This is a genomic window from Streptomyces zaomyceticus (assembly GCF_014656215.1).
GTDB lineage: Bacteria > Actinomycetota > Actinomycetes > Streptomycetales > Streptomycetaceae > Streptomyces > Streptomyces zaomyceticus.
This window is the reverse complement of sequence record NZ_BNBZ01000029.1, coordinates 21237-40614: the sequence shown is the minus strand read 5'-3', so window position 1 is coordinate 40614 and position 19378 is coordinate 21237. Positions and strand designations below refer to the sequence as shown.

Here is a 19378-nt window from a genome sequence, read left to right as displayed (position 1 = left end):
ACTCACCTGCGCACTTCTCAGTGCGTCGGGGACGTGAGAAGCATATGGGATGGCGGCCGCTATCGCCAAAACGGTTTCCGGCGGGGGGACAATGGGCGCGTGCTGGAGATGACGCGCGAGGAGTTCGAAGAGCTGGTCGCCGAGGCCCTGGACCGGATTCCGCCGGAACTGACGCGGCTGATGGACAACGTCGCGGTGTTCGTGGAGGACGAGCCGGCCCCGGACGACCCCGAGCTGCTCGGGCTCTACGAGGGGACGCCGCTCACCGAGCGCGGTGAGTGGTACGCCGGTGTGCTGCCGGACCGGATCACGATCTACCGGGGGCCGACGCTGCGGATGTGCGAGTCGCGCGAGGACGTGGTCGCGGAGACCGAGATCACCGTGGTGCACGAGATCGCCCACCACTTCGGCATCGACGACGAGCGGCTGCACGCGCTCGGCTACGGCTGAGCGGACCGCCCGGACCGCCCGGACCGCCCGGACCGCCCGGACCGCCCGGACCGGCGTTCGGGCCGCCGTGCCGGCCGGGACCCGGGCCGACGCCCGGAACCGTTCGGGCGTGTCCCTTGTGGCGCCAAGGGAGTTGGGCAGTGCAACGCGTTCCGTTCCTGCCTGTTGTGTCCCTGGAGGTGCCCCCGTGCGCCATTTGCCCACCCCGGTGAGATGGGCCGCCACCGCGCTGGCCGTCGCGGCCTGTGCCGGTATGAGCGGCTGTATGAGTGTGAGCGACGAGGGGGCGAAGCCGTCGCCCGTCGCGTCCGGCGGGAAGCGGGGCGCGGCGACCGAGTCGGACGGCGGCGCCGGGCTCCCCGGCGGTGGGGGCGGCTCGTGGAACGGCCGGCCGGACGGCGGCGGACCGGACGTCGCCGGCGCGGGTACGGAGTCCCCCGTCCCGAGCGGCTCTCCCTCGGGAACGGCGAAGCCGTCCGCGGGCGCGGTGCTGCCGGTGGAGGGTCCGGGCGGCTCCGGCGGCCCGTCCAAGCCGCAGCCGACGGACGGCGGCCAAGGGGGCTCCGGCGGTGACGCGGGAGGCTCGGCCGGGAACGGCGGCGGGAGCGGGGGCGGCGGAAACGGCGGCGCGAACGGCGGCGGGTCCGGCGGCCCCGGAGGCGGCGGGGAGACCCCGACACCCGAGCCGACCGTCCCGAGCCCCGAGCCGACCCCGGAGCCCACGGTCCCGACGCCCGAGCCGACCCCGGAACCGACCTCGAACCCGACCGATCCGCCGGCGCCCGGGGCCGACACCCAGATGGGTGCCATGCGTGCGGCGGACGGGCCGGGCGCGCCTCCGGAGCCGGTGGCATCTCCGCAGGTCGGGCCGGTGTGATGGAGTCCGATTTGCCATAGGTGGGGGAGGGTGCGTATGGTGGTAGATCGTTTGATCCCATTGCCCGGCGCCGACACAGAAGAGCGCCGTGTGGCGCGTACTCTCCCTAGCCGTGGCTGACCGCATTGAGGCGGTCGTTTGCGAAATCACGGAGTTGACGGGCGCGTGCCGAGACTCCGGAAGGTTTCGCATTTCGCATGTCCATTTTCAGTTCTGACCACGCCGTCATGCCCGAGAACGACGAGATCGTCGAGGCCGTAGAGGCCACCGAGATCGTCGAGACGGCCGTCATCGACGCTGCCGACATCCTCGACGCCGACATCGACGCCGACGACTTCGTCGACGCCGTCGACACCGACTCGGACGACTTCGACGAGGAGTCCGCCGAGCCCACCATCACCTTCGGCGACCTCGGTCTGCCGGACGGCGTCGTGCGCAAGCTCGCGCAGAACGGCGTCACCACCCCCTTCCCGATCCAGGCCGCGACCATCCCGGACGCCCTGGCCGGCAAGGACATCCTGGGCCGTGGCCGTACCGGCTCCGGCAAGACCCTCTCCTTCGGTCTGCCGCTCCTGGCCGGTCTGGCCGGCGGCCACACCGACAAGAAGAAGCCCCGCGGCATCATCCTCACGCCGACCCGTGAGCTCGCGATGCAGGTCGCGGACGCCCTCCAGCCCTACGGCGACGTGCTCGGCCTCAAGATGAAGGTCGTCTGCGGCGGTACCTCCATGGGCAACCAGATCTACGCCCTGGAGCGCGGTGTCGACGTCCTCGTCGCCACCCCGGGCCGCCTCCGCGACATCATCAACCGCGGCGCCTGCTCCCTGGAGAACGTGAAGATCGCGGTCCTCGACGAGGCCGACCAGATGGCCGACCTGGGCTTCCTGCCCGAGGTCACCGAGCTGCTCGACCAGATCCCCGGCGGCGGCCAGCGCATGCTCTTCTCCGCCACCATGGAGAACGAGATCGGCACCCTGGTCAAGCGCTACCTGACCGACCCCGTCACGCACGAGGTCGACAGCGCCCAGGGCAACGTCACGACCATGACCCACCACGTCCTCGTCGTGAAGCCGAAGGACAAGGCGCCGGTCACCGCCGCCATCGCCGCCCGCAAGGGCCGCACCATCATCTTCGTCCGCACCCAGCTCGGCGCGGACCGCATCGCGGAGCAGCTGTGCGACGCCGGTGTGAAGGCCGACGCGCTGCACGGCGGCATGACGCAGGGCGCCCGTACCCGCGTCCTGGAGGACTTCAAGAAGGGCTACGTCAACGCGCTCGTCGCGACCGACGTCGCCGCCCGAGGCATCCACGTCGACGGCATCGACCTGGTCCTCAACGTGGACCCGGCCGGCGACCACAAGGACTACCTGCACCGCTCGGGCCGTACCGCCCGTGCCGGCCGCTCCGGTGTCGTGGTCTCCCTGGCCCTGCCGCACCAGCGCCGTCAGATCTTCCGTCTGATGGAGGACGCGGGCGTCGACGCCTCGCGCCACATGGTCGGCGGCGCCGGCGCGTTCGACCCCGAGGTCGCGGAGATCACGGGTGCCCGTTCGCTGACCGAGGTCCAGGCCGACTCGGCGAACAACTCGGCCAAGCAGGCCGAGCGCGAGGTCGTCGACCTGACCAAGCAGCTGGAGCGCCTGCAGCTCCGCGCCGTCGAGCTCCGCGAGGAGGCCGACCGCCTGGTGGCCCGCGCCGCCCGTGAGCGTGGCGAGGACCCGGAGGCCGCTGTCGCCGAGGTGGCCGAGGCCGCCGAGGCCGAGATCGCGGCCGCCGCCGCCGAGGCCGAGCGTGCCGCGCGCGCCGAGGAGCAGCGTCGCGAGGAGCGTCCGGCCCGCGACGAGCGGGGCAACTACGAGCGTCGTGACCGTGGTGGCGACCGCGGTGGCTTCAACCGTGACGACCGCGGTGGCTTCCGTGGCGGTGACCGCGGTGGCGACCGTGGTGGCTTCCGCCGCGACAACGACCGTCCGTCCGGTGGTTTCCGTCGTGACGACCGCCCCTCGGGTGGTTTCAACCGTGACGACCGCGGTGGCGACCGTGGTGGCTTCCGTCGCGACAACGACCGTCCGTCCGGTGGTTTCCGTCGTGACGACCGCCCCTCGGGTGGTTTCAACCGTGACGACCGTGGTGGCTTCCGCCGCGACAACGACCGTCCGTCCGGTGGCTTCCGCCGTGACGACCGCCCCTCGGGTGGCTTCAACCGTGACGACCGCGGTGGCCGTCCCTTCGAGCGTCGCGACAACGACCGTCCGTCCGGTGGTTTCCGCCGTGACGACCGCCCCTCGGGTGGCTTCAACCGTGACGACCGTGGCGGCCGTCCCTTCGAGCGTCGCGACAACGACCGCCCGGCCGGCGGCCACCGCGGCAGCGACCGCCCGTTCAACCGCGACCGTCGTGACGACCGCCCCGCCGGCGGCTTCCGCTCGGGTGGCGGCGACCGCCCGTACGGCCGTCGTGACGACCACCGCGGCACCGGCACCGGCACCGGCACCGGCTCGACCGGTGGCTCGTTCCAGCGCCGCGACGACAAGCCGCGCTGGAAGCGCAACGGCTGAGGTCGACCCGGTCGGCTGAATCGATGGACGAGCAGGGCCCGTACGGCACTTCGGTGGCGTACGGGCCCTGCTCGTTGCGTGCGGCCCCCGGCTCGTACCCGTGTACGACGGGATACGCTCTGCCGGTCGACGTGGGTGAGACGTGCCGGCCGGGGGGCCCGGCGAAGACTTCTCCCCGAATCCGGCACAACAGCGTGAGCAGCGGTCCGGCAGCAGCCGGACTCTCAGGTTTCCCGGGGAGGGGCCTCCTTGTCTCGTTTCGCACCCGTGCGGCGCCCGCGTGCGCGTATCGCCGTCCTGGCCACGGCGTTGCTCGCCTCGGGCGTCGTGCTGTCGCCCGTGGTGACCGCGCAGGCCTCGCCGATCGTCGGCATCGACCAGCTGGACGTCGCGCCGAACTGGCGGGCCCTGCCCCGGCAGCAGACGGTCACCGCCGTCGGCCCCACGGGATACGTGCACGAGACGGAGGACCCCGACCGGCCGACCGGCGGGGAGCTGGAGTGGACGGACTTCACCGACCCCGCGAAGAGCGTCCGGCTCGGACATGACAAAGGATTCCTGCCGTTCGCCGAGTCCGGCACCGGCGGGCGCCATCTGTACGTCCAGCGCGGCGTCGGCGTCCACGCCGTCCGTGACCTGGAGACCGGCACCGAGCGGTCGCTCGACATACCCGGGGACGTGTCCTACCGGGGCCTGGTCGGCGACACCCTGATCTTCCAGCAGTACGCCTCCGCCGAGGACACCGGTACGACCACCGGCTACTACCTGGTGCGCGCCGACGACCCGAACGGGCCCCGTACGCCCGTCACCGGCTGGCCCGCGGGCGCCAACCTGCACCTGGCGCGGCTCGCGGCCGGCGACGGTTCGACGGCCGTCATCCGCTTCGGCCGGTCCGCCGACCCGAACGCGTACGACTACTCCGACCTCGGCCTCGTCGACCTGAGCACCGGGCGGATGACCGTGCTCCCGGCGCCCACCCCGGCCGGCAGCGTGCTCGTCGCCCCGGTGGCCCTGAGCCCCGACCGGCTCGCCTGGGTGGACGGCGCCCGCACCGTCCATGTGCGCGAGCGCAACGCCCCGACCGGCCCCGAGCGGACCCTCGTCCTCCCCGCGGGCCTGAGCACCGCCCGTATCGCCCTGGTCGGGGACTGGATCCTCGCCCTGGGCGAGGCGCCCGGCGTCGGCGGGTCCCTCCAGCGGAAGCTGGTCGCCCTGCACCCCGACCAGCCCGCGCAGACGCTTCTGACCGGGGCCGAGGCGGAGCTCACCCAGATCGCGGGCGGCGGCGCGGCCGTCGTCGGCGGCACGTCCGCCACCGACTGGTCCCTCCTCAAGGCGGTCCCGGGCAAGGGCGGCGGCGCGCCGGTCCTGGAGAAGCTGCGCCGGGTGGAGCCGCTGCCGGCCGAGGTGCGGTCGATCGCCCTCGGCGCGGGCCGGCTCTCCACCCTGGAGCTGAACACGTCGAAGGGCAGCGGCTTCTACGGGCGGACGCTGCCCGTCGGGCCCCTGCACACCGGTGATCCGCAGCCGGTGTGGGCGGGTGCCGAGCCGAAGCGGCTGGAGAGCAGCACTCCCCTCTTCGACAGCGGCGACGGCCGCACGGTCTACCTGTCCCGTGACGACTCCTCCCAGCCGCTGGAGGTCACCTCCCGGACCTCCGCAGGCCTGGTGAAGCGGGTGTCCACCGGCGTGACCAGCGGACGGATCACCGACGCCTTCGGCCGCCGCGCCGTCTTCCAGAGCGGCGCCAGGACACGTGTCGTGGACTTCGATGCGGGGACCGTCGTCGTCCGGGACCAGCCGTCCACGACGGCTGCCCTCTGGGGCGACACCCTCTACACGGCGACGGCCGCGGTGGGCGAGATGGCCCGTACGGACCTGGTCACCGGCAAGGACCTCGGCAAGGTCACGACCGGCACGGCGTGCGCCCCGACGGACGTCCAGGTGGCTGCCGGGCGCTGGGTGTACTGGGCCTGCGGCTCCACCGGCCGGCGGGGCGTGGTCGACCTCAGGACGAACACGAAGCTGCAGTTGTCGACGGGAGCGGCGGACGACGCCCTGCTGGGCGACGGCTACGTCGTCGACCGGGACTCCGCCGGGTACCTCCGGCTCACCGACCTCACCGACCGCCACGCGACGACCGGCGCGCCCGCGGTGCGCACGCTCGTCGACTCCGCACCCGTGGGCGTCCCCCGGCGTGAGGCCTGGACCGTCGACCGCTTCGGCGGGCCCGTCGCGTACCAGGACTCCTCCCACCGCGTCCACGTCGTGTGGCCCGGCGTCCCCACCTCCGACCTCACCACCCCTTCGCCTCGCCCGGCGACCACGATGCGGTCGAAGGACGGCTGGAAGGCGTCCTGGGCGCTCTCCAAGCCGGCGTCGAGCTGGCAGCTGACGGTGCGCAACCTGTACAGCTGGGCCGTGGTCCGCTCCTACGGGGCCGGCGAGACCCGCAACGGCATCACGGTCGCCTGGGACGGGAAGACGGCCGCGGGCAAGGCCGTGCCCAACGGCCAGTACTCCTGGGAGCTGACGGCGACGACGGCCGACGGCAAGGGCGCGGACCTCGTCGTCTCCGGCGTGATCACGGTCTCCGGCGGCACGCCGTCCTGGCGGGACCTCGCCGGGAACGACACGCAGGGCGACCTCCTGGCGATGGACACGGCGGGCGCGGTGTCGATGTACCGGGGCGACGGGTACGGCGGTCTGTCGGCGCGGATCGCCGGTACGGGCACGAAGTTCGCGACGAGCTCCGTCCTGGTGCCCTTCGGCGACGTGAACGGCGACGGGTGCGCGGACGTCCTGGCCCGGGTGGGCGACCAGCTGCGCGCGTACCGGCCGGGCTGCGGGAAGGTGGTCTCGGCCTCCTCGCCGTACACGCCGATCGGGTCGGGCTGGGGGCAGTACGACGTGCTGACCTCGCCCGGCGACGTGAATGGTGACGGTCTCACCGACCTGATCGCCCGCCAGACGACGACCGGTGACATGTACTTCTACGCCGGTACGACCGACCACCGGGTGAAGCCCCGGGTGCGGATCGGCACCAACTGGAAGCTCTACAAGAAGATCGTCGGCGCCGGCGACCTCAACCGCGACGGCCGGGGCGACCTGCTCGGCATCGACGCGGACGGCGGCCTCTGGCGCTACAACGGCCTGACGACCGGCGGTGTGACGGCCCGGGTGAAGATCGGCACGGGCTGGGGCATCTACTCCTCCCTGGTCGGAGCCGGCGACCAGTCGGGCGACGGCTGCCCGGACCTGGTGGCCCGCGACACCTCGGGCAGGCTCTTCGGCTACCAGAACACCTGCGTCGGCACGTACGGCGGGCGCGTCCTCATCGGCACCGGAGGCTGGAACACCTTCAAGGCCCTGTTCTGATCCTGACGCCGCATCGCATCCCCCGACCCGTGTCGGATACCCGATCGGTTCGGGGGATGTCTCGGGCTATGCTGCACGGGAGTGCTTGTCCACGGGCCGTTAGCTCAATTGGCAGAGCAGCGGACTTTTAATCCGTTGGTTGTGGGTTCGAGTCCCACACGGCCTACGTGTGGCGGGCGGGGGTAGTCGCCCCCGAGGCGCCGAGAAGCGCCCCGACCGGTTCCGACCGGGCGGGGCGCTTCGTCGTACCCGGCCCCGGAGCCTCCGGCGCGGGCTTTTTCCGCGAACGGATCTTCCCCGGGCGCGTGGTGCGGCACCGTGGGCGACGCTGGGACGTGCACGTTGAGCATGGAGGTGGGGACCGTGACGGTGAACGGATCGGACGATCCGACGGGGGAGGCCAGACTTCTGGCCCGGTGGGCGCTGGGCACGGCCGCGGCGGCGGTCGTGCTCCTGCTGACCGGGCTCGGTGCCGGCGGGCTGCTGATCCTGTTGATCGGGCTCGGGGGGCTCTCCTTCTCGGCCGTGGGCATCTGGTGGTTCCTCGCCCACCGCGGGTCGCTGCGGGTCTTCGGCGCGGTCGTCGCCGTCGGCGCGCCCCTCGCGGTCCTCGCCCTGTACGTCATCGGGGGGTTGTGGCTGACCGCGCTTCTGGCCCTCGGGCTGTGGAGCATCGCGCTGGTCTGCGCGCGGGCCGCCCTGCGCAGCATCCGGGCCGTGGAGGATGCCCGCCGGGGCGGGCGGACCGACCGGGCGCGCGGCGAGCGGCGGCCCCGGCCGCGGCGGCCCGTGCTGATCATGAACCCGAAGTCCGGGGGCGGGAAGGTCGCCCGGTTCGGCCTCGTGGAGCGGGCCGAGAAGCTCGGCGCCCGGGTCATACTGCTCGACCCGTCCGTCGAGTCCGATGTCGCCGCGCTGGCCCAGGAGGCCGTCGCCGGCGGCGCCGATCTGCTCGGGGTGGCCGGAGGCGACGGCACGCAGGCGCTCGTCGCCGCCGTGGCCGCCGAGCACGACCTGCCGTTCCTGGTCATCTCGGCCGGAACCCGCAACCACTTCGCCCTCGACCTCGGTCTCGACCGGGCCGACCCGGCGACCTGTCTGGAGGCCCTCGTCGACGGCGAGGAGCTCCGGGTCGATCTGGGCTCGGTATCCGGGCGGGCCTTCGTCAACACCGTCTCCTTCGGTGTGTACGCGGATGTCGTCCAGCACCCCGAGTACCGGGACGACAAGGCGGGCACCGCGTTCGAGGTCCTGCCCGATCTGCTCCAGGGCGGTGAGGGCGACCGTCTCGACGCGACCGCCGACAGCCTCCGGCTGCCCGCGCAGCAGGCGCTTCTCGTCAGCAACAACCCGTACGCGGCGCCCGATCCGTTCAATGCCGTCGCCGCCCGCAGACCCCTGCTGGACGGGGGTGAGCTCGGGGTGATCGGCATTCGCGTCGACGGCGCGGCCCAGGCCGCCGAGCTGGCCGTACTGGGCACCCAGTCGACCGGGCTCAACGTTCTGACCGCGGCCCGCGTCGAAGTGATCGGGCAGGCCGTGCGGCCTCCCGGCACCATCTCCGTCGCCGTCGACGGCGAGGCGCTGACCCTTCCCACCCCCGTCGTCTGCACCCTCCGCCCCCGCGCCCTGCGGGTGCTCGTGCCGCGCCACCGGCCCGGCGCCATCGAACCCCAGCCGCCCATGGACTGGCGGCGCATCACCGAACTCGCCTTCCATCCCTCCCCGAGGAGCGGCACATGACCGGCACCACCGAAAGCGCGATCGGGACCACGGACGGGGCGGCGCCCCCGGGTTCCGTCCGCGCCGTTCTCCAGGACCTCCGCGCGATCGACGGCGCGGTGTACGCCGCCGTGGCCGCGACCCCCACTCCCACGCTCGACACGGCCCTCCGCCGGCTCTCGCACGCGGCCGACCACTCCAAGATCTCGTTCGCGGTCGCGGCCGCGCTCGCCCTGGTGCCCGGCCGCCCGCGCCGGGCGGCCCTCGCCGGTGTCGGAGCCGTGGCGGTCGCCTCGGCCACGGCCAACCTGCTCGGCAAGCGCCTGGTCCGCAGGCAGCGGCCGGACCGGGAGGCGGCCCGGGTGGTGGTGGGCCGCCATGTGCCGATGCCGGACTCCGCGTCGTTCCCCTCCGGGCACACCGCGTCGGCGGTGGCCTTCGCCACCGCCGCGGGAGTGGTGCTGCCCCCGGCCGCCGTCCCCCTCCAGATCCTGGCGATGGCCGTGGGCTACTCCCGCGTCCACACCGGGGTGCACTACCCGGGCGACGTCGCCGCGGGCGCCGTGCTCGGCATCGCGAGCGCCGCCGCCTCCCTGGTGGTCGGAGCCTCCCTGACGGCCCCCAAGGAGAAGTGAGCGGCCGTCAGGCCCCTCTCGGCGTATCGCCCGGGCCGGCTCCTCTCGGAGCGCCGCCCGGGCCGGATCCTCCGGCGTACCGCCCGGGCCGGCTCCTCCGGCGTACCGCCCGGGCCGGCTCCCTCGGTATGCCGTCCGCGGCGGCTTCCGCAGTGCGGCGCCAGGGTCGGCTCCTCATCAGTACGCCGTCCGCGGCGGCTTCCTTCAGTACGTCGCCCGGGCCAGGTCCTCCTCCGAGAGGTCGAGCGCGGCGAGCCGCTCCGGGTCGGCCAGGATGTGCAGTTCGACGATCCGGTCCCCGGCGACGGTGAACACCATGAGCGCGCCCGGGCGTCCGTCGCTGACCGACAGCGCGGCGGGCGCGCCGTTGGCGACGACCCACAGCGTTCCCGTACGGAACCTGGCGTAGGTGAGGGCCTGGGCGATGACGGCCTCGGCGCCCCGGACGACCTTGGAGACGGCCGCGAGGGTCCGGCCGCCGTCCGCGCGCAGCACCACGTCCGGGTCGAGGACGGCGAGCAGTCCCTCGAAGTCGCCGCCGTGCGCGGCGGCGAGGAAGGCGTCGGCGATCTCCCGCTGCCGCCGTGCGTCGGGCCCGGCGGCGGGGGTGGCGTCCTGGACCCGGCGGCGGGCGCGGCTGGCGAGCTGCCGGGTGGCGGCCGGGGTGCGGTCCACGATCCGGGCGATCTCGTCGAAGGAGACGGCGAACATGTCGTGGAGGACGAACGCGAGGCGCTCGGCCGGTCCGAGGGTCTCCAGGACGACGAGGAGCGCGAGGCCGACGGACTCGGTGACCTCGGCCGCGTGCTCGGGGTCGGTGCGGTCGGCGACCCGGACGACCGGGTCGGGCACGTAGTACTCCAGCGGGTCCTCGCGGCGCGAGCCGCGGGAGCGCAGCATGTCGAGGCAGACGCGGCCGACGACCGTGGTCAGCCAGCCGCTGAGGTTCTCCACTCCGCTGACGTCGCTGCGGTTGAGCTTGAACCAGGCCTCCTGCACGGCGTCCTCGGCCTCGCCGAGCGAGCCCAGCATCCGGTAGGCGACGGCCCTGAGGTGGCCGCGGTCGGCCTCGAAGCGCCGGGCCAGCAGTTCTCTGTCGTCGCGTTCCTGGTCCACTCGTCGTTCTCCCCGTTCGCGTGCCGTCATGTCCCCATGACGGATGGAACCGCTCCGGTGTGACACCGGGGCGGTGGTGTGGAGGGGTGTCGGCGGCTCTCGCGGTCTTGATGCGTGAGATCCACTCCGTCCCCCGGTAAAGGCCCGGGATTCCCCGGTCGATGCCCCGGACCGCCGTGGATCATCACTTCAGCACGGTGATCACCGTCCGTAGATTGATCACCATGACGACGACAACGACGCAGGTCAACCCCGTACTCCGCACCCCGCCGGCCTCTCCCGCCGCCGCTGCCGCGTACTTCTCCGCCAGCCTCGCCTTCCACGCCGATGTCTCCGACGTGGCCTCGACGCTCGCCGCCGCGGCCGCCGACGGCACCGACCCGGGCTTCGTGGTGATCGACTCGCGGTCGACCGCCTCCTGGGACCAGGGGCACGTCCCCGGCGCGGTCCACCTGCCGACCGCGCTCATCCCCGAGCAGGCGGAGCAGCTGCTGGACCGGTCGGTGCCGGTCGTCACGTACTGCTGGGGCCCCGGCTGCAACGGCGCCACGCGCGCCGCGCTGGCCCTCGCCGAGCGGGGCTTCCAGGTGAAGGAGATGCTCGGCGGCTTCGAGTACTGGGTGCGCGAGGGCTTCGCGTACGAGACCTGGGAGGGCCCCGCGGAGAAGGCCGCGGACCCGCTCACGGCGCCGGTCGACTCCGACGACTGCGGCTGCTGACGAAACCGATTTCGTGATCGCCCCGGTCATGCCGTAGAGTCGTGTTTACCGACGCGGGGTGGAGCAGCTCGGTAGCTCGCTGGGCTCATAACCCAGAGGTCGCAGGTTCAAATCCTGTCCCCGCTACTCAGTAGCAACGAAGGCCCGGATCCATTCACTGGATCCGGGCCTTCGTCGTATGCGCCTCGCCCTCGCTCGCCTTCCGTGTGCCTCTCGCGCACCCCCGGGGCGGCCCCCGTCGGCTTGACCTTCACGCGACGTCAAGATTTAGCGTTCTCGGTATGGAGTGGTCGATCCAAGAGATCGCCAGGAAAGCCGGCACCACCAGCCGCACCCTCCGGCACTACGGAGAACGCGGACTGCTGGAGCCGAGCCGGATCGGCGCGAACGGTTACCGGTACTACGACCAGGCGGCGCTCGTGCGGCTGCAGCGCATCCTGCTGCTGCGCGAGCTCGGGCTCTCCCTGCCCGCCATCGCCGAGGTCCTGGAAGGTCAACGGGACACGCCCGCCGCGCTGCGCACCCATCTACTCCTCCTCGAACAGGAGCGGGAGCGGATCGGGCGGCAGATCGAGGCGGTGCGGACCACTCTCCACAAGACCGAGAACGGAGAGGAACTCATGGCGGAAGAAGTGTTCGACGGATTCGATCACACGCGGTACGAGGAGGAGGTCACCGAGCGCTGGGGCCGCGACGCGTACGAGAAGGGCGACCGCTGGTGGCGCTCGCTCGACGCCGCCGGGAAGAAGGCGTTCATGGACGAGCAGGCCGGCATCGCCCGCGCCTTCGCGCAGGCGCTCAAGGACGGTCTGGCCGCCGACAGCGACGAGGTGCAGGCGATCGCCGGGCGCCAGGTCGCCTGGCTCTCGACCACCACGACCCCGAGCAGGGAATACGTGATCGGTCTCGGCCGCATGTACGTCGACGACCCGCGCTTCACCGAGAACTACGACAAGCACGGCGAGGGCACCGCGGTCCTCGTCCGGGACGCGATGGAGATCTACGCGGAGCGGAACCTGTAGGGGCGACCCGCCCGAAGTAAACGGTGTCCGAAAACGGGCACGCCTCTTTGCGGCCGCGCGCTGCCGCAACGTAACGTCACGCGCACCATGCGTGACGCGACAGTGATCGACGTACGACGGCGGGCGCCCGCCGTCCTCGTCCTGCTCGCGCTCCTCGCCCTCCTCGTGAGCGTCTGCCACGGGACGCACGGGCATCACCCGCTCTCCGCCCGCGACGCCACGACCACCGTCACCGCCCCCGCCCTGCCGCACGGCTGCGAGCGGCCCGGGGACACCTGGTCCTTCGACGTCCATCTCCCCGCCCAGACGGTCCCCCGGCCCACCGCCCCCGACGCCGGCGCGGCCGTGGTCCTCGCCGACGACGAGGTCTTCCCCGCCGATCCGTGTACGCGCCGCGTCCGTGACCGGGCGGGACCCGGACCCGAGCCGGGCCGATTGCTGATCGCCCTCGGAGTGAACCGGAACTGAGCCGGGTCGCACGACACCACCAGGCTCCCTTTCGGCGTACCCACTTCGAGGACGTACCCCTGATGAACAACCTGCTGCCCGTCGCCGCCCTGCCGTCCCTCGCCGCCCAGGCCGTCGGCAACACCCCCGTGCTGTGGACGGACGACGGCTACTGGGCCAAGCTCGAAGGCTTCAACGTCGGCGGCATCAAGGACCGCGCCGCCCTCCACATGGTCGAGCAGGCCCGCCGCCGCGGAGAGCTGAGGCCCGGCGCCCCGATCGTCGAATCGACCTCGGGCACGCTCGGACTCGGTCTCGCACTGGCCGGCGTCCTGCACGGCCACCCCGTCCATGTCGTCACCGACCCCGGCCTCGAACCCATCGTGCGGCGGATGCTCGCCGCCCACGGCGCCCAGGTCCATGTCGTACGGGAGCCCAGCCCGCACGGCGGCTGGCAGCAGGCCCGGATGGACCGGGTCGCCGAGCTGCTCCTGAGCCTCGACGGGTCCTGGTGGCCCAACCAGTACGGGAACCCCGACAACCCCGACGCGTACACGGGGCTCGCCGCCGAACTGTCCGGACAGCTCGACCGGATCGACGTCCTCGTCTGCGCGGTCGGCACCGGGGGCCACTCGGCGGGGATCTCCCGGGCCCTGCGCGCCACCGGCAGCCCCGCCCTCGAACTGGTCGGTGTGGACTCCGTCGGCTCCACCGTCTTCGGCCTGCCCGCCGGGGAGCGGCTGATGCGCGGCCTCGGCTCCTCCATCCACCCGGGCAACGTGGATCACGGGGCCTTCGACGAGATCCACTGGGTGGGCCCCGCGGAGGCGGTACGGGCGGCCCGCCGCCTGGCCTCGCGCCACTTCGCGACGGGCGGCTGGAGCGTGGGCGCGGTCGCGCTGGTCGCCGGGTGGCTGGCCCGCACCCGGCCGCGCGGAACGCGGATCGCGGCCGTCTTCCCCGACGGGCCGCAGCGCTACTTCGACACCGTCTTCAACGACGAGTTCTGCGCCGCGCACGGCCTTCTCTCCGGACCCGTGAGGGAGGACCCGGCCGGATACGAGCCCGGCACACCCGTCGACGGCTGGACCCGCAAGGTCATGGACCGGGCGGGGCGGGCCCGTTGAGCACCACGGCGGCGGCTCCCCGGGGAGGCGTGTGGAAGCAGAGCCGTACCTTCGAACCCGCCGTACGGCTCCTCTTCCTCAACCAGCTCACCATCAACCTCGGCTTCTACATGCTGATGCCGTTCCTGGCCGCGCACCTCGCGGACGGGCTCGGCATGGCCGCCTGGGCGGTGGGGCTGGTGCTCGGCGCCCGGAACCTCTCCCAGCAGGGCATGTTCCTCGTCGGCGGGGCGCTCGCCGACCGGCTCGGCTTCAAACCGCTGATCGTGGCGGGCTGTGCGCTGCGGACGGCCGGCTTCGGGGCGCTGGCCTTCGCGCAGTCGCTGCCGATGCTGATCGTCGCCTCGCTCGCGACCGGTCTCGCGGGGGCGCTGTTCAACCCCGCCGTACGGGCCTGCCTCGCGGCGGAGGCCGGGGAGGAGCGGCGGGTGGAGGCCTTCGCGCTCTTCAACGTCTACTACCAGGCGGGCATACTGCTCGGTCCGCTCCTGGGGGTGGCCCTGACGGGGGTGTCGTTCCGGCTGACGTGCGGGGTGGCGGCGGTGCTGTTCGCCGGGCTGACCCTGGTACAGCTCCGGTACATGCCCGTACGGGGCGGGACGCCGGCGCGGACGGGGGAGGAACGGGGGCAGTTCCGCACGGTGCTCGCCCACCGCACCTTCTGGCTCTTCTCGCTCGCCATGACCGGCTCGTACGTGCTGTCCTTCCAGGTCTATCTGGCGCTGCCGCTCGCGGCCGGCGGTACGGGGCCCACGACGGCGCTCTTCGTCGTCTCCGCCCTCGTCGCGCTCGCCGGGCAGCTGCGGATCGCGGCCTGGTGCAAGCGGCGGCTGAGCCGGGAGCGGTGTCTGGTCCTCGGACTCGCCCTGATGGGCGGGGCCTTCCTGGTCCCGGCGGCCCTGGGGCGGGGCCTGGCGGGGCTGCTGCTGTGCGCGACGGTCCTCGCCGTCGCGAACGCGGTGCTCTACCCCTACGAGATGGACACCGTCGTCGCCCTGTCCCGGGGGCGCTGGGTGGCCACCCACTACGGGCTCTACAACACGGTCTGCGGGATCGGGATCACCCTCGGAAACCTGGGGACGGGCGCGCTGCTCGACGTGACCGGCTGGTCGGCGGTGCCATGGCTCGCGCTGTGCGCGGTGGGCCTGACGTGCGCGGCGGCGATGGCGCTCCTCACGCGCGGGGGCCGGCTCGCGGAGGGCACTTCGGCCGCGGACTGAACCGGCCCCCCGGCCCGTCCCCGGCTCCCGCCGCGCCCCGGTCCGTACGCCAGTCGGCCCCGTGGGAGTCGCCGCCCCGCCCGCCCGCGGCCACCCTGGGAGGGCGCGGGCGGGCCGCGGCCTGGGTCGTCCCTTCCGGAAGAGACGGCCTGGTAGGGACGGGGCAGGAGAGCACAGGTGGGGCACCCCCCAGGAGCGTTCGGCGGACGGCGGGGCGGCGGGGGCCGCCGCCCGTACCGGGGTGCCCGGAAGTTCATCCGGGCCCTGCCGCCGCTGATCATCCTGGGCGGCGTCTTCTTCGATCTGCTGACACCGGCCACCTACACGGCGGCGCCGCTCTTCTCCGCCGCTCCACTGATCGCCGCGCCCTTCTTCTCGACCCTCACGACGCTCCTCACCGGGATCGCGGCCGTCCTCGCCTCCGAGGGGCTGCACCTCTACAACCGCACCGTCACCGACATCCCCTCCCTGACGGAGACCCTGACCGTCCTCACGGTCTCCGCGCTCGCGCTGCTCATCAACCGGGTCGTGCTCCGCAGCGGCGAGCGGCTGGCCTCCGCGCGGGTCATCGCGGAGACCGCGCAGAAGGCGGTGCTGCCGATGCCCGCCGAGCGGATCGGCGGGCTGCAGTGCGCGGCCCGTTACGAGGCGGCGCAGGCGGACGCGTTCATCGGCGGCGACCTGTTCGCCGTCCAGGAGACCCCCTACGGGGTGCGGATGGTGCTCGGGGACGTCCGGGGCAAGGGGCTGGACGCGGTCGAGGCCGTCGCCGTCGTCATCGGGGCCTTCCGGGAGGCGGCCGAGCAGGAGCGCACCCTGGAGGGCGTGGTGCAGCGCCTCGAACGGGCCCTCGCCCGGGAGGGCACCCGCCGGGACGGGCTCGACGCCTTCGAGGGGTTCACCACCGCCGTCCTCGCCGAGATCCCGCACGGGGACGGCGGCAGCACCTTCGGCGGCTTCGTACGCCTCGTCAACCGCGGGCACCCGCCCCCGCTGATGCTGTACGCGGACGGGCGCCTGGACACGCTGGAGCCGGGCGAGCCGGCGCTTCCGCTCGGCATGGGCGATCTGGCGGCGTGGCCGGACCGGGCCGAGGGCCGGCCGTACCCGCCGGGCGCGACGCTGCTCTTCTACACCGACGGCCTCTCGGAGGCGCGGAACGCGGAGGGCGTCTTCTACGACCCGGGGGAACGCCTGGCCGGCCGGATCTTCCCGGGCCCCGAGGAGCTGCTCGACGCGCTCGTGGACGACGTACGGCTGCACACCGGCGGCGGGTCCACGGACGACATGGCGCTGCTCGCGGTGAGCCGGCCGGCGGCGGGGCAGCCGGAGCGCCGCCGGACGATGCCGGTGGTGCCGCCGGGCGGTCCCGGCGAACCCCGGGGCGAGCCCGGCCGGGGGCCGGATCGGCGACCCGGTCAGGGGCCCGGTCACCGGCCGTAGTCACGAGGTGTCGCTGCGATAACAATTGACATAACGTCAGATCGCGAGGGTTTCGCCGCCCAGGACTGAAGGGGGGTCAACTCGGACCATTCCCTCTCAATTCAATGAATGATCAAGAGGAACAGCTTGGAATCGGGAGCCCCTGTCTATTAACGTTCGATAACGCAGCGCGGTCGTCCCAGCCGTCGCAAGAGGCGGCACCGTGCGCACGCGCCGAATCCTGAAAAGGAACCGGGGAACCACTACTTGGGGTGAATCGGGCCTTTCGCACCTGTGCGACCGTGCCCGTAGGAGACCTTCCTGCTCCGAACCCGTCAGCTAACCCGGTAGGCGAGAAGGAAGGAAAGGAGCGCGCCTTCGTGGCGTCCAACACTCCCGCACCCGAAGCACCCTTCGATGCCTTCGGTGGTGGTGCGGCTCCTTCCGCCCCGAACACCGAGTGGAACCCCACCGAGGACTCCCTCCGCGCCCAGAACCGTTCCGGCGGCCGGCACCGCGTCGTCAAGCAGCGCTCCAACTTCGCCCGTTCCTCCACCGTCCTCGGCGTCGGTGTGATCGCGGCGGTCGGCGCGGGCGGCCTCGCCACCGCGCAGGAGAAGCCCCCGGTCGCGATATCGCTCCCGGACCTTCCCGACCTCCCGGACCTCCACCTGCCGGACCCCCACGACCTCCCCGGTGTCGGCGAGCTCCTCCCCGAGGAGTCCTCCGAGACGGTCAGCGCGGCCCGTGCCAACCCGAACCCGCTCACGGTCGCGACCTACGCCACCCTCGACGACACCCAGGACGCCACCACCGAGCAGGCCTCCCACCAGGCCGCGCAGAGTGTGACCGGCGCCGGCGACGCGGGCGAGGCCCTGCGCGCCCGCATCCTCCAGCAGGCCGAGCAGCAGCAGGCCTCCGCCGACGCCGCCGAGAAGGCCGCCGCGGAGAAGGCGGCGGCGGAGAAGGCGGCCGCGGAGGCGCAGGCGAAGGCCGACGCGGCGGAGAAGGCGGCCGCCGAGGCCAAGGCGAAGGCCGAGGCGGAGGCCAAGGCGAAGGCGGAAGCGGCCGCCAAGGCGAAGGCCGAGGCCGAGCGCCTCGCCAAGCTGGCAGCGAGCTACTCGATGCCCCTGTCCTCGTACAGCGTCAGCGCCACCTACATGCAGTCCGGTTCGATGTGGTCCTCCGGCTACCACACCGGCCTCGACTTCGCCGCCCCCACCGGCACCCCGCTCAAGGCGGTCCACGGCGCCACCGTGAAGTCGGCGGGCTGGTCCGGCTCGTACGGCTACCGGATCGTCCTGGAGCTGGAGGACGGCACCGAGGTCTGGTACTGCCACCTGTCCTCGATGACGGTCGGCGCGGGCCAGACCGTGGGCACCGGCGAGACGATCGGCCGCGTCGGGGCCACCGGCAACGTCACCGGCGCCCACCTCCACATGGAGGTGCACACCGCCGGCGGCGACGGCATCGACCCGGCGCAGTGGCTCCGCTCCAAGGGCCTCAGCATCTGACGCACCCCGGAAGGCGCCGGGCCGCTTCGGAGCGGCCCGGCGCCTTCGTGCACTGTCCCGGCCCCGCCTTCGTGCAGTGCCCCGGCTTCCCTGAGCGGCCCCCGCTGCTCCGAGCGGGCCGGGTCTCCCCGAGCGGCCCCGGTCTCCCCGAGCGGGCCGGGTCTCCCCGAGCGGCCCCCGGCTCCCGGAATAGCCCCGGCGGTGCGGAAGGTTGACCGACCCATGACCTCTCTCCGCCCGCTGGGCAGCTCCGATCTGCACGTCTTCCCGCTCGCCCTGGGCGGCAACGTCTTCGGCTGGACCGCCGACGAGGCGCAGTCCTTCGCCGTCCTCGACGCCTACACCGCCGCCGGCGGCAACTTCGTCGACTCCGCCGACGTCTACTCGGCCTGGGCCGAGGGCAACGAGGGCGGCGAGTCCGAGACCGTCATCGGCCGCTGGCTCGCCTCGCGCGGCAACCGCGACGACGTCCTCGTCGCCACCAAGGTCGGCGCCCACCCCCACTTCAAGGGCCTGTCCGCCACCACCATCAAGGCGGGCGCCGAGGAGTCGCTGCGGCGCCTCGGCACCGACCGCATCGACCTCTACTACACGCACTTCGACGACGAGTCGGTCCCCGTCGAGGAGATCGTCACCGCCCTCGACCAGCTGGTGAAGGACGGCAAGGTGCGGGCCGTCGCCGCCTCCAACATCTCCCCGGAGCGGCTGCGCGCCTCGCTCGACTTCGCCGAGGCCGAGGGCCTGGCCCGGTACGTCGCCCTCCAGCCGCACTACAACCTGGTCTCCCGCGACACCTACGAGGGCCCCCTCCTGGAGACCGTCGAGCGGGCCGGGCTCTCCGCCGTCCCGTACTACGGCCTCGCCGCCGGCTTCCTCACCGGCAAGTACCGCCCCGGCGCCACCGTCGACAGCGTCCGCGCCTCCGGGGCCGGCGGACACCTGGACACCGAGCGGGGCCGGGCCGTGCTCTCCGCGCTCGACACGGTCGCCGAGGCGCACGGCGCGGAACTCGCCACCGTCGCCCTCGCCTGGCTCGCCTCCCGCCCGACCGTCGCGGCACCGATCGCCTCGGCGCGCACGGTCGAGCAGGTCCCGGCGCTCGTCGCGGCCGCCGACCTCACCCTCACGGAGGCCGAGCTGACGCTGCTGACCGAGGCCTCGGCCGTCTGAC

The 19378-nt window shown here is 73.1% G+C and carries 15 protein-coding genes, 2 tRNA genes and 1 riboswitch; of the genes, 16 read left to right on the top strand and 1 reads right to left on the bottom strand.

Annotated features, from left to right (window positions below; translation table 11 throughout):
- Positions 1-99 precede the first annotated feature (99 nt).
- From IE311_RS28925 to IE311_RS28895, 7 genes are all read left to right on the top strand, one after another.
- Positions 100-450 (top strand): metallopeptidase family protein, encoded by a 351-nt coding sequence (locus IE311_RS28925; RefSeq protein ID WP_033208941.1) that lies wholly within the window; start codon positions 100-102, stop codon positions 448-450.
- Between the two features lie 187 nt (positions 451-637).
- The gene (locus IE311_RS28920) at positions 638-1327 is read left to right on the top strand and encodes a hypothetical protein (protein ID WP_229902233.1); all 690 of its coding nucleotides are present in this window, start codon (positions 638-640) and stop codon (positions 1325-1327) included.
- A gap of 197 nt (positions 1328-1524) precedes the next feature.
- Complete coding sequence (locus IE311_RS28915; RefSeq protein WP_189834789.1) at positions 1525-3885, top strand: DEAD/DEAH box helicase; 2361 nt, start codon at positions 1525-1527, stop codon at positions 3883-3885.
- 249 nt (positions 3886-4134) lie between these two features.
- Positions 4135-7263: an FG-GAP-like repeat-containing protein gene (locus tag IE311_RS28910; protein ID WP_189834788.1), complete on the top strand. Its 3129-nt coding sequence runs from the start codon at positions 4135-4137 to the stop codon at positions 7261-7263.
- A 93-nt stretch (positions 7264-7356) separates the two neighbouring features.
- Positions 7357-7429 (top strand) — tRNA-Lys (locus IE311_RS28905).
- 182 nt (positions 7430-7611) lie between these two features.
- Positions 7612-9006 carry a diacylglycerol/lipid kinase family protein gene (locus tag IE311_RS28900; protein WP_189834833.1) on the top strand — a complete coding sequence of 465 codons (1395 nt, stop codon included), beginning with the start codon at positions 7612-7614 and terminating at the stop codon, positions 9004-9006.
- Positions 9003-9620 (top strand): phosphatase PAP2 family protein, encoded by a 618-nt coding sequence (locus IE311_RS28895; RefSeq protein ID WP_189834787.1) that lies wholly within the window; start codon positions 9003-9005, stop codon positions 9618-9620. Before IE311_RS28900 ends, IE311_RS28895 begins: the two co-directional genes overlap by 4 nt.
- 204 nt (positions 9621-9824) lie before the next feature.
- Here the strand turns inward: IE311_RS28895 and IE311_RS28890 are convergent, their stop codons facing one another.
- Positions 9825-10766 carry a sigma-70 family RNA polymerase sigma factor gene (locus IE311_RS28890; protein ID WP_189834786.1) on the bottom strand — a complete coding sequence of 314 codons (942 nt, stop codon included), beginning with the start codon at positions 10764-10766 and terminating at the stop codon, positions 9825-9827.
- A gap of 194 nt (positions 10767-10960) precedes the next feature.
- Here IE311_RS28890 and IE311_RS28885 point away from each other — a divergent pair, with 194 nt between their 5' ends.
- From IE311_RS28885 to IE311_RS28845, 9 genes are all read left to right on the top strand, one after another.
- Positions 10961-11455, top strand: a complete 495-nt coding sequence (locus tag IE311_RS28885) for a rhodanese-like domain-containing protein (RefSeq protein ID WP_189834785.1) — start codon at positions 10961-10963, stop codon at positions 11453-11455.
- 52 nt (positions 11456-11507) lie between these two features.
- Positions 11508-11581 (top strand) — tRNA-Met (locus IE311_RS28880).
- A gap of 155 nt (positions 11582-11736) precedes the next feature.
- A complete protein-coding gene (locus IE311_RS28875) occupies positions 11737-12477 on the top strand; it encodes a MerR family transcriptional regulator (RefSeq protein ID WP_189834784.1) in 741 nt (246 codons plus the stop codon).
- Between the two features lie 87 nt (positions 12478-12564).
- The gene (locus tag IE311_RS28870; RefSeq protein WP_189834783.1) at positions 12565-12945 is read left to right on the top strand and encodes a hypothetical protein; all 381 of its coding nucleotides are present in this window, start codon (positions 12565-12567) and stop codon (positions 12943-12945) included.
- Between the two features lie 62 nt (positions 12946-13007).
- Positions 13008-14051: a PLP-dependent cysteine synthase family protein gene (locus IE311_RS28865; protein ID WP_189834782.1), complete on the top strand. Its 1044-nt coding sequence runs from the start codon at positions 13008-13010 to the stop codon at positions 14049-14051.
- A 29-nt stretch (positions 14052-14080) separates the two neighbouring features.
- Positions 14081-15271, top strand: coding sequence for an MFS transporter (locus IE311_RS28860; RefSeq protein WP_189834781.1), 1191 nt, complete (start codon positions 14081-14083; stop codon positions 15269-15271).
- 177 nt (positions 15272-15448) lie between these two features.
- Positions 15449-16714, top strand: coding sequence for a PP2C family protein-serine/threonine phosphatase (locus tag IE311_RS28855; protein ID WP_189834780.1), 1266 nt, complete (start codon positions 15449-15451; stop codon positions 16712-16714).
- Between the two features lie 201 nt (positions 16715-16915).
- Positions 16916-17062, top strand: a riboswitch (cyclic di-AMP (ydaO/yuaA leader).
- 11 nt (positions 17063-17073) lie between these two features.
- Entirely contained in the window at positions 17074-18207 is a 1134-nt protein-coding gene (locus IE311_RS28850; RefSeq protein WP_189834779.1) for a M23 family metallopeptidase, read from the top strand.
- 222 nt (positions 18208-18429) lie between these two features.
- Entirely contained in the window at positions 18430-19377 is a 948-nt protein-coding gene (locus tag IE311_RS28845; protein ID WP_189834778.1) for an aldo/keto reductase, read from the top strand.
- The last annotated feature ends 1 nt before the right edge of the window (position 19378 follow it).

Excerpts from the sequence above, each read along its gene's own strand:
- IE311_RS28890 (WP_189834786.1), bottom strand. The coding sequence starts at position 10,766 with ATGACGGCACGCGAACGGGGAGAACGACGAGTGGACCAGGAACGCGAC.
- IE311_RS28875 (WP_189834784.1), top strand. The coding sequence starts at position 11,737 with ATGGAGTGGTCGATCCAAGAGATCGCCAGGAAAGCCGGCACCACCAGC.
- IE311_RS28915 (WP_189834789.1), top strand. The coding sequence starts at position 1,525 with ATGTCCATTTTCAGTTCTGACCACGCCGTCATGCCCGAGAACGACGAG.
- IE311_RS28895 (WP_189834787.1), top strand. The coding sequence starts at position 9,003 with ATGACCGGCACCACCGAAAGCGCGATCGGGACCACGGACGGGGCGGCG.
- IE311_RS28865 (WP_189834782.1), top strand. The coding sequence starts at position 13,008 with ATGAACAACCTGCTGCCCGTCGCCGCCCTGCCGTCCCTCGCCGCCCAG.
- IE311_RS28845 (WP_189834778.1), top strand. The coding sequence starts at position 18,430 with ATGACCTCTCTCCGCCCGCTGGGCAGCTCCGATCTGCACGTCTTCCCG.
- IE311_RS28885 (WP_189834785.1), top strand. The coding sequence starts at position 10,961 with ATGACGACGACAACGACGCAGGTCAACCCCGTACTCCGCACCCCGCCG.
- IE311_RS28900 (WP_189834833.1), top strand. The coding sequence starts at position 7,612 with ATGGAGGTGGGGACCGTGACGGTGAACGGATCGGACGATCCGACGGGG.
- IE311_RS28870 (WP_189834783.1), top strand. The coding sequence starts at position 12,565 with ATGCGTGACGCGACAGTGATCGACGTACGACGGCGGGCGCCCGCCGTC.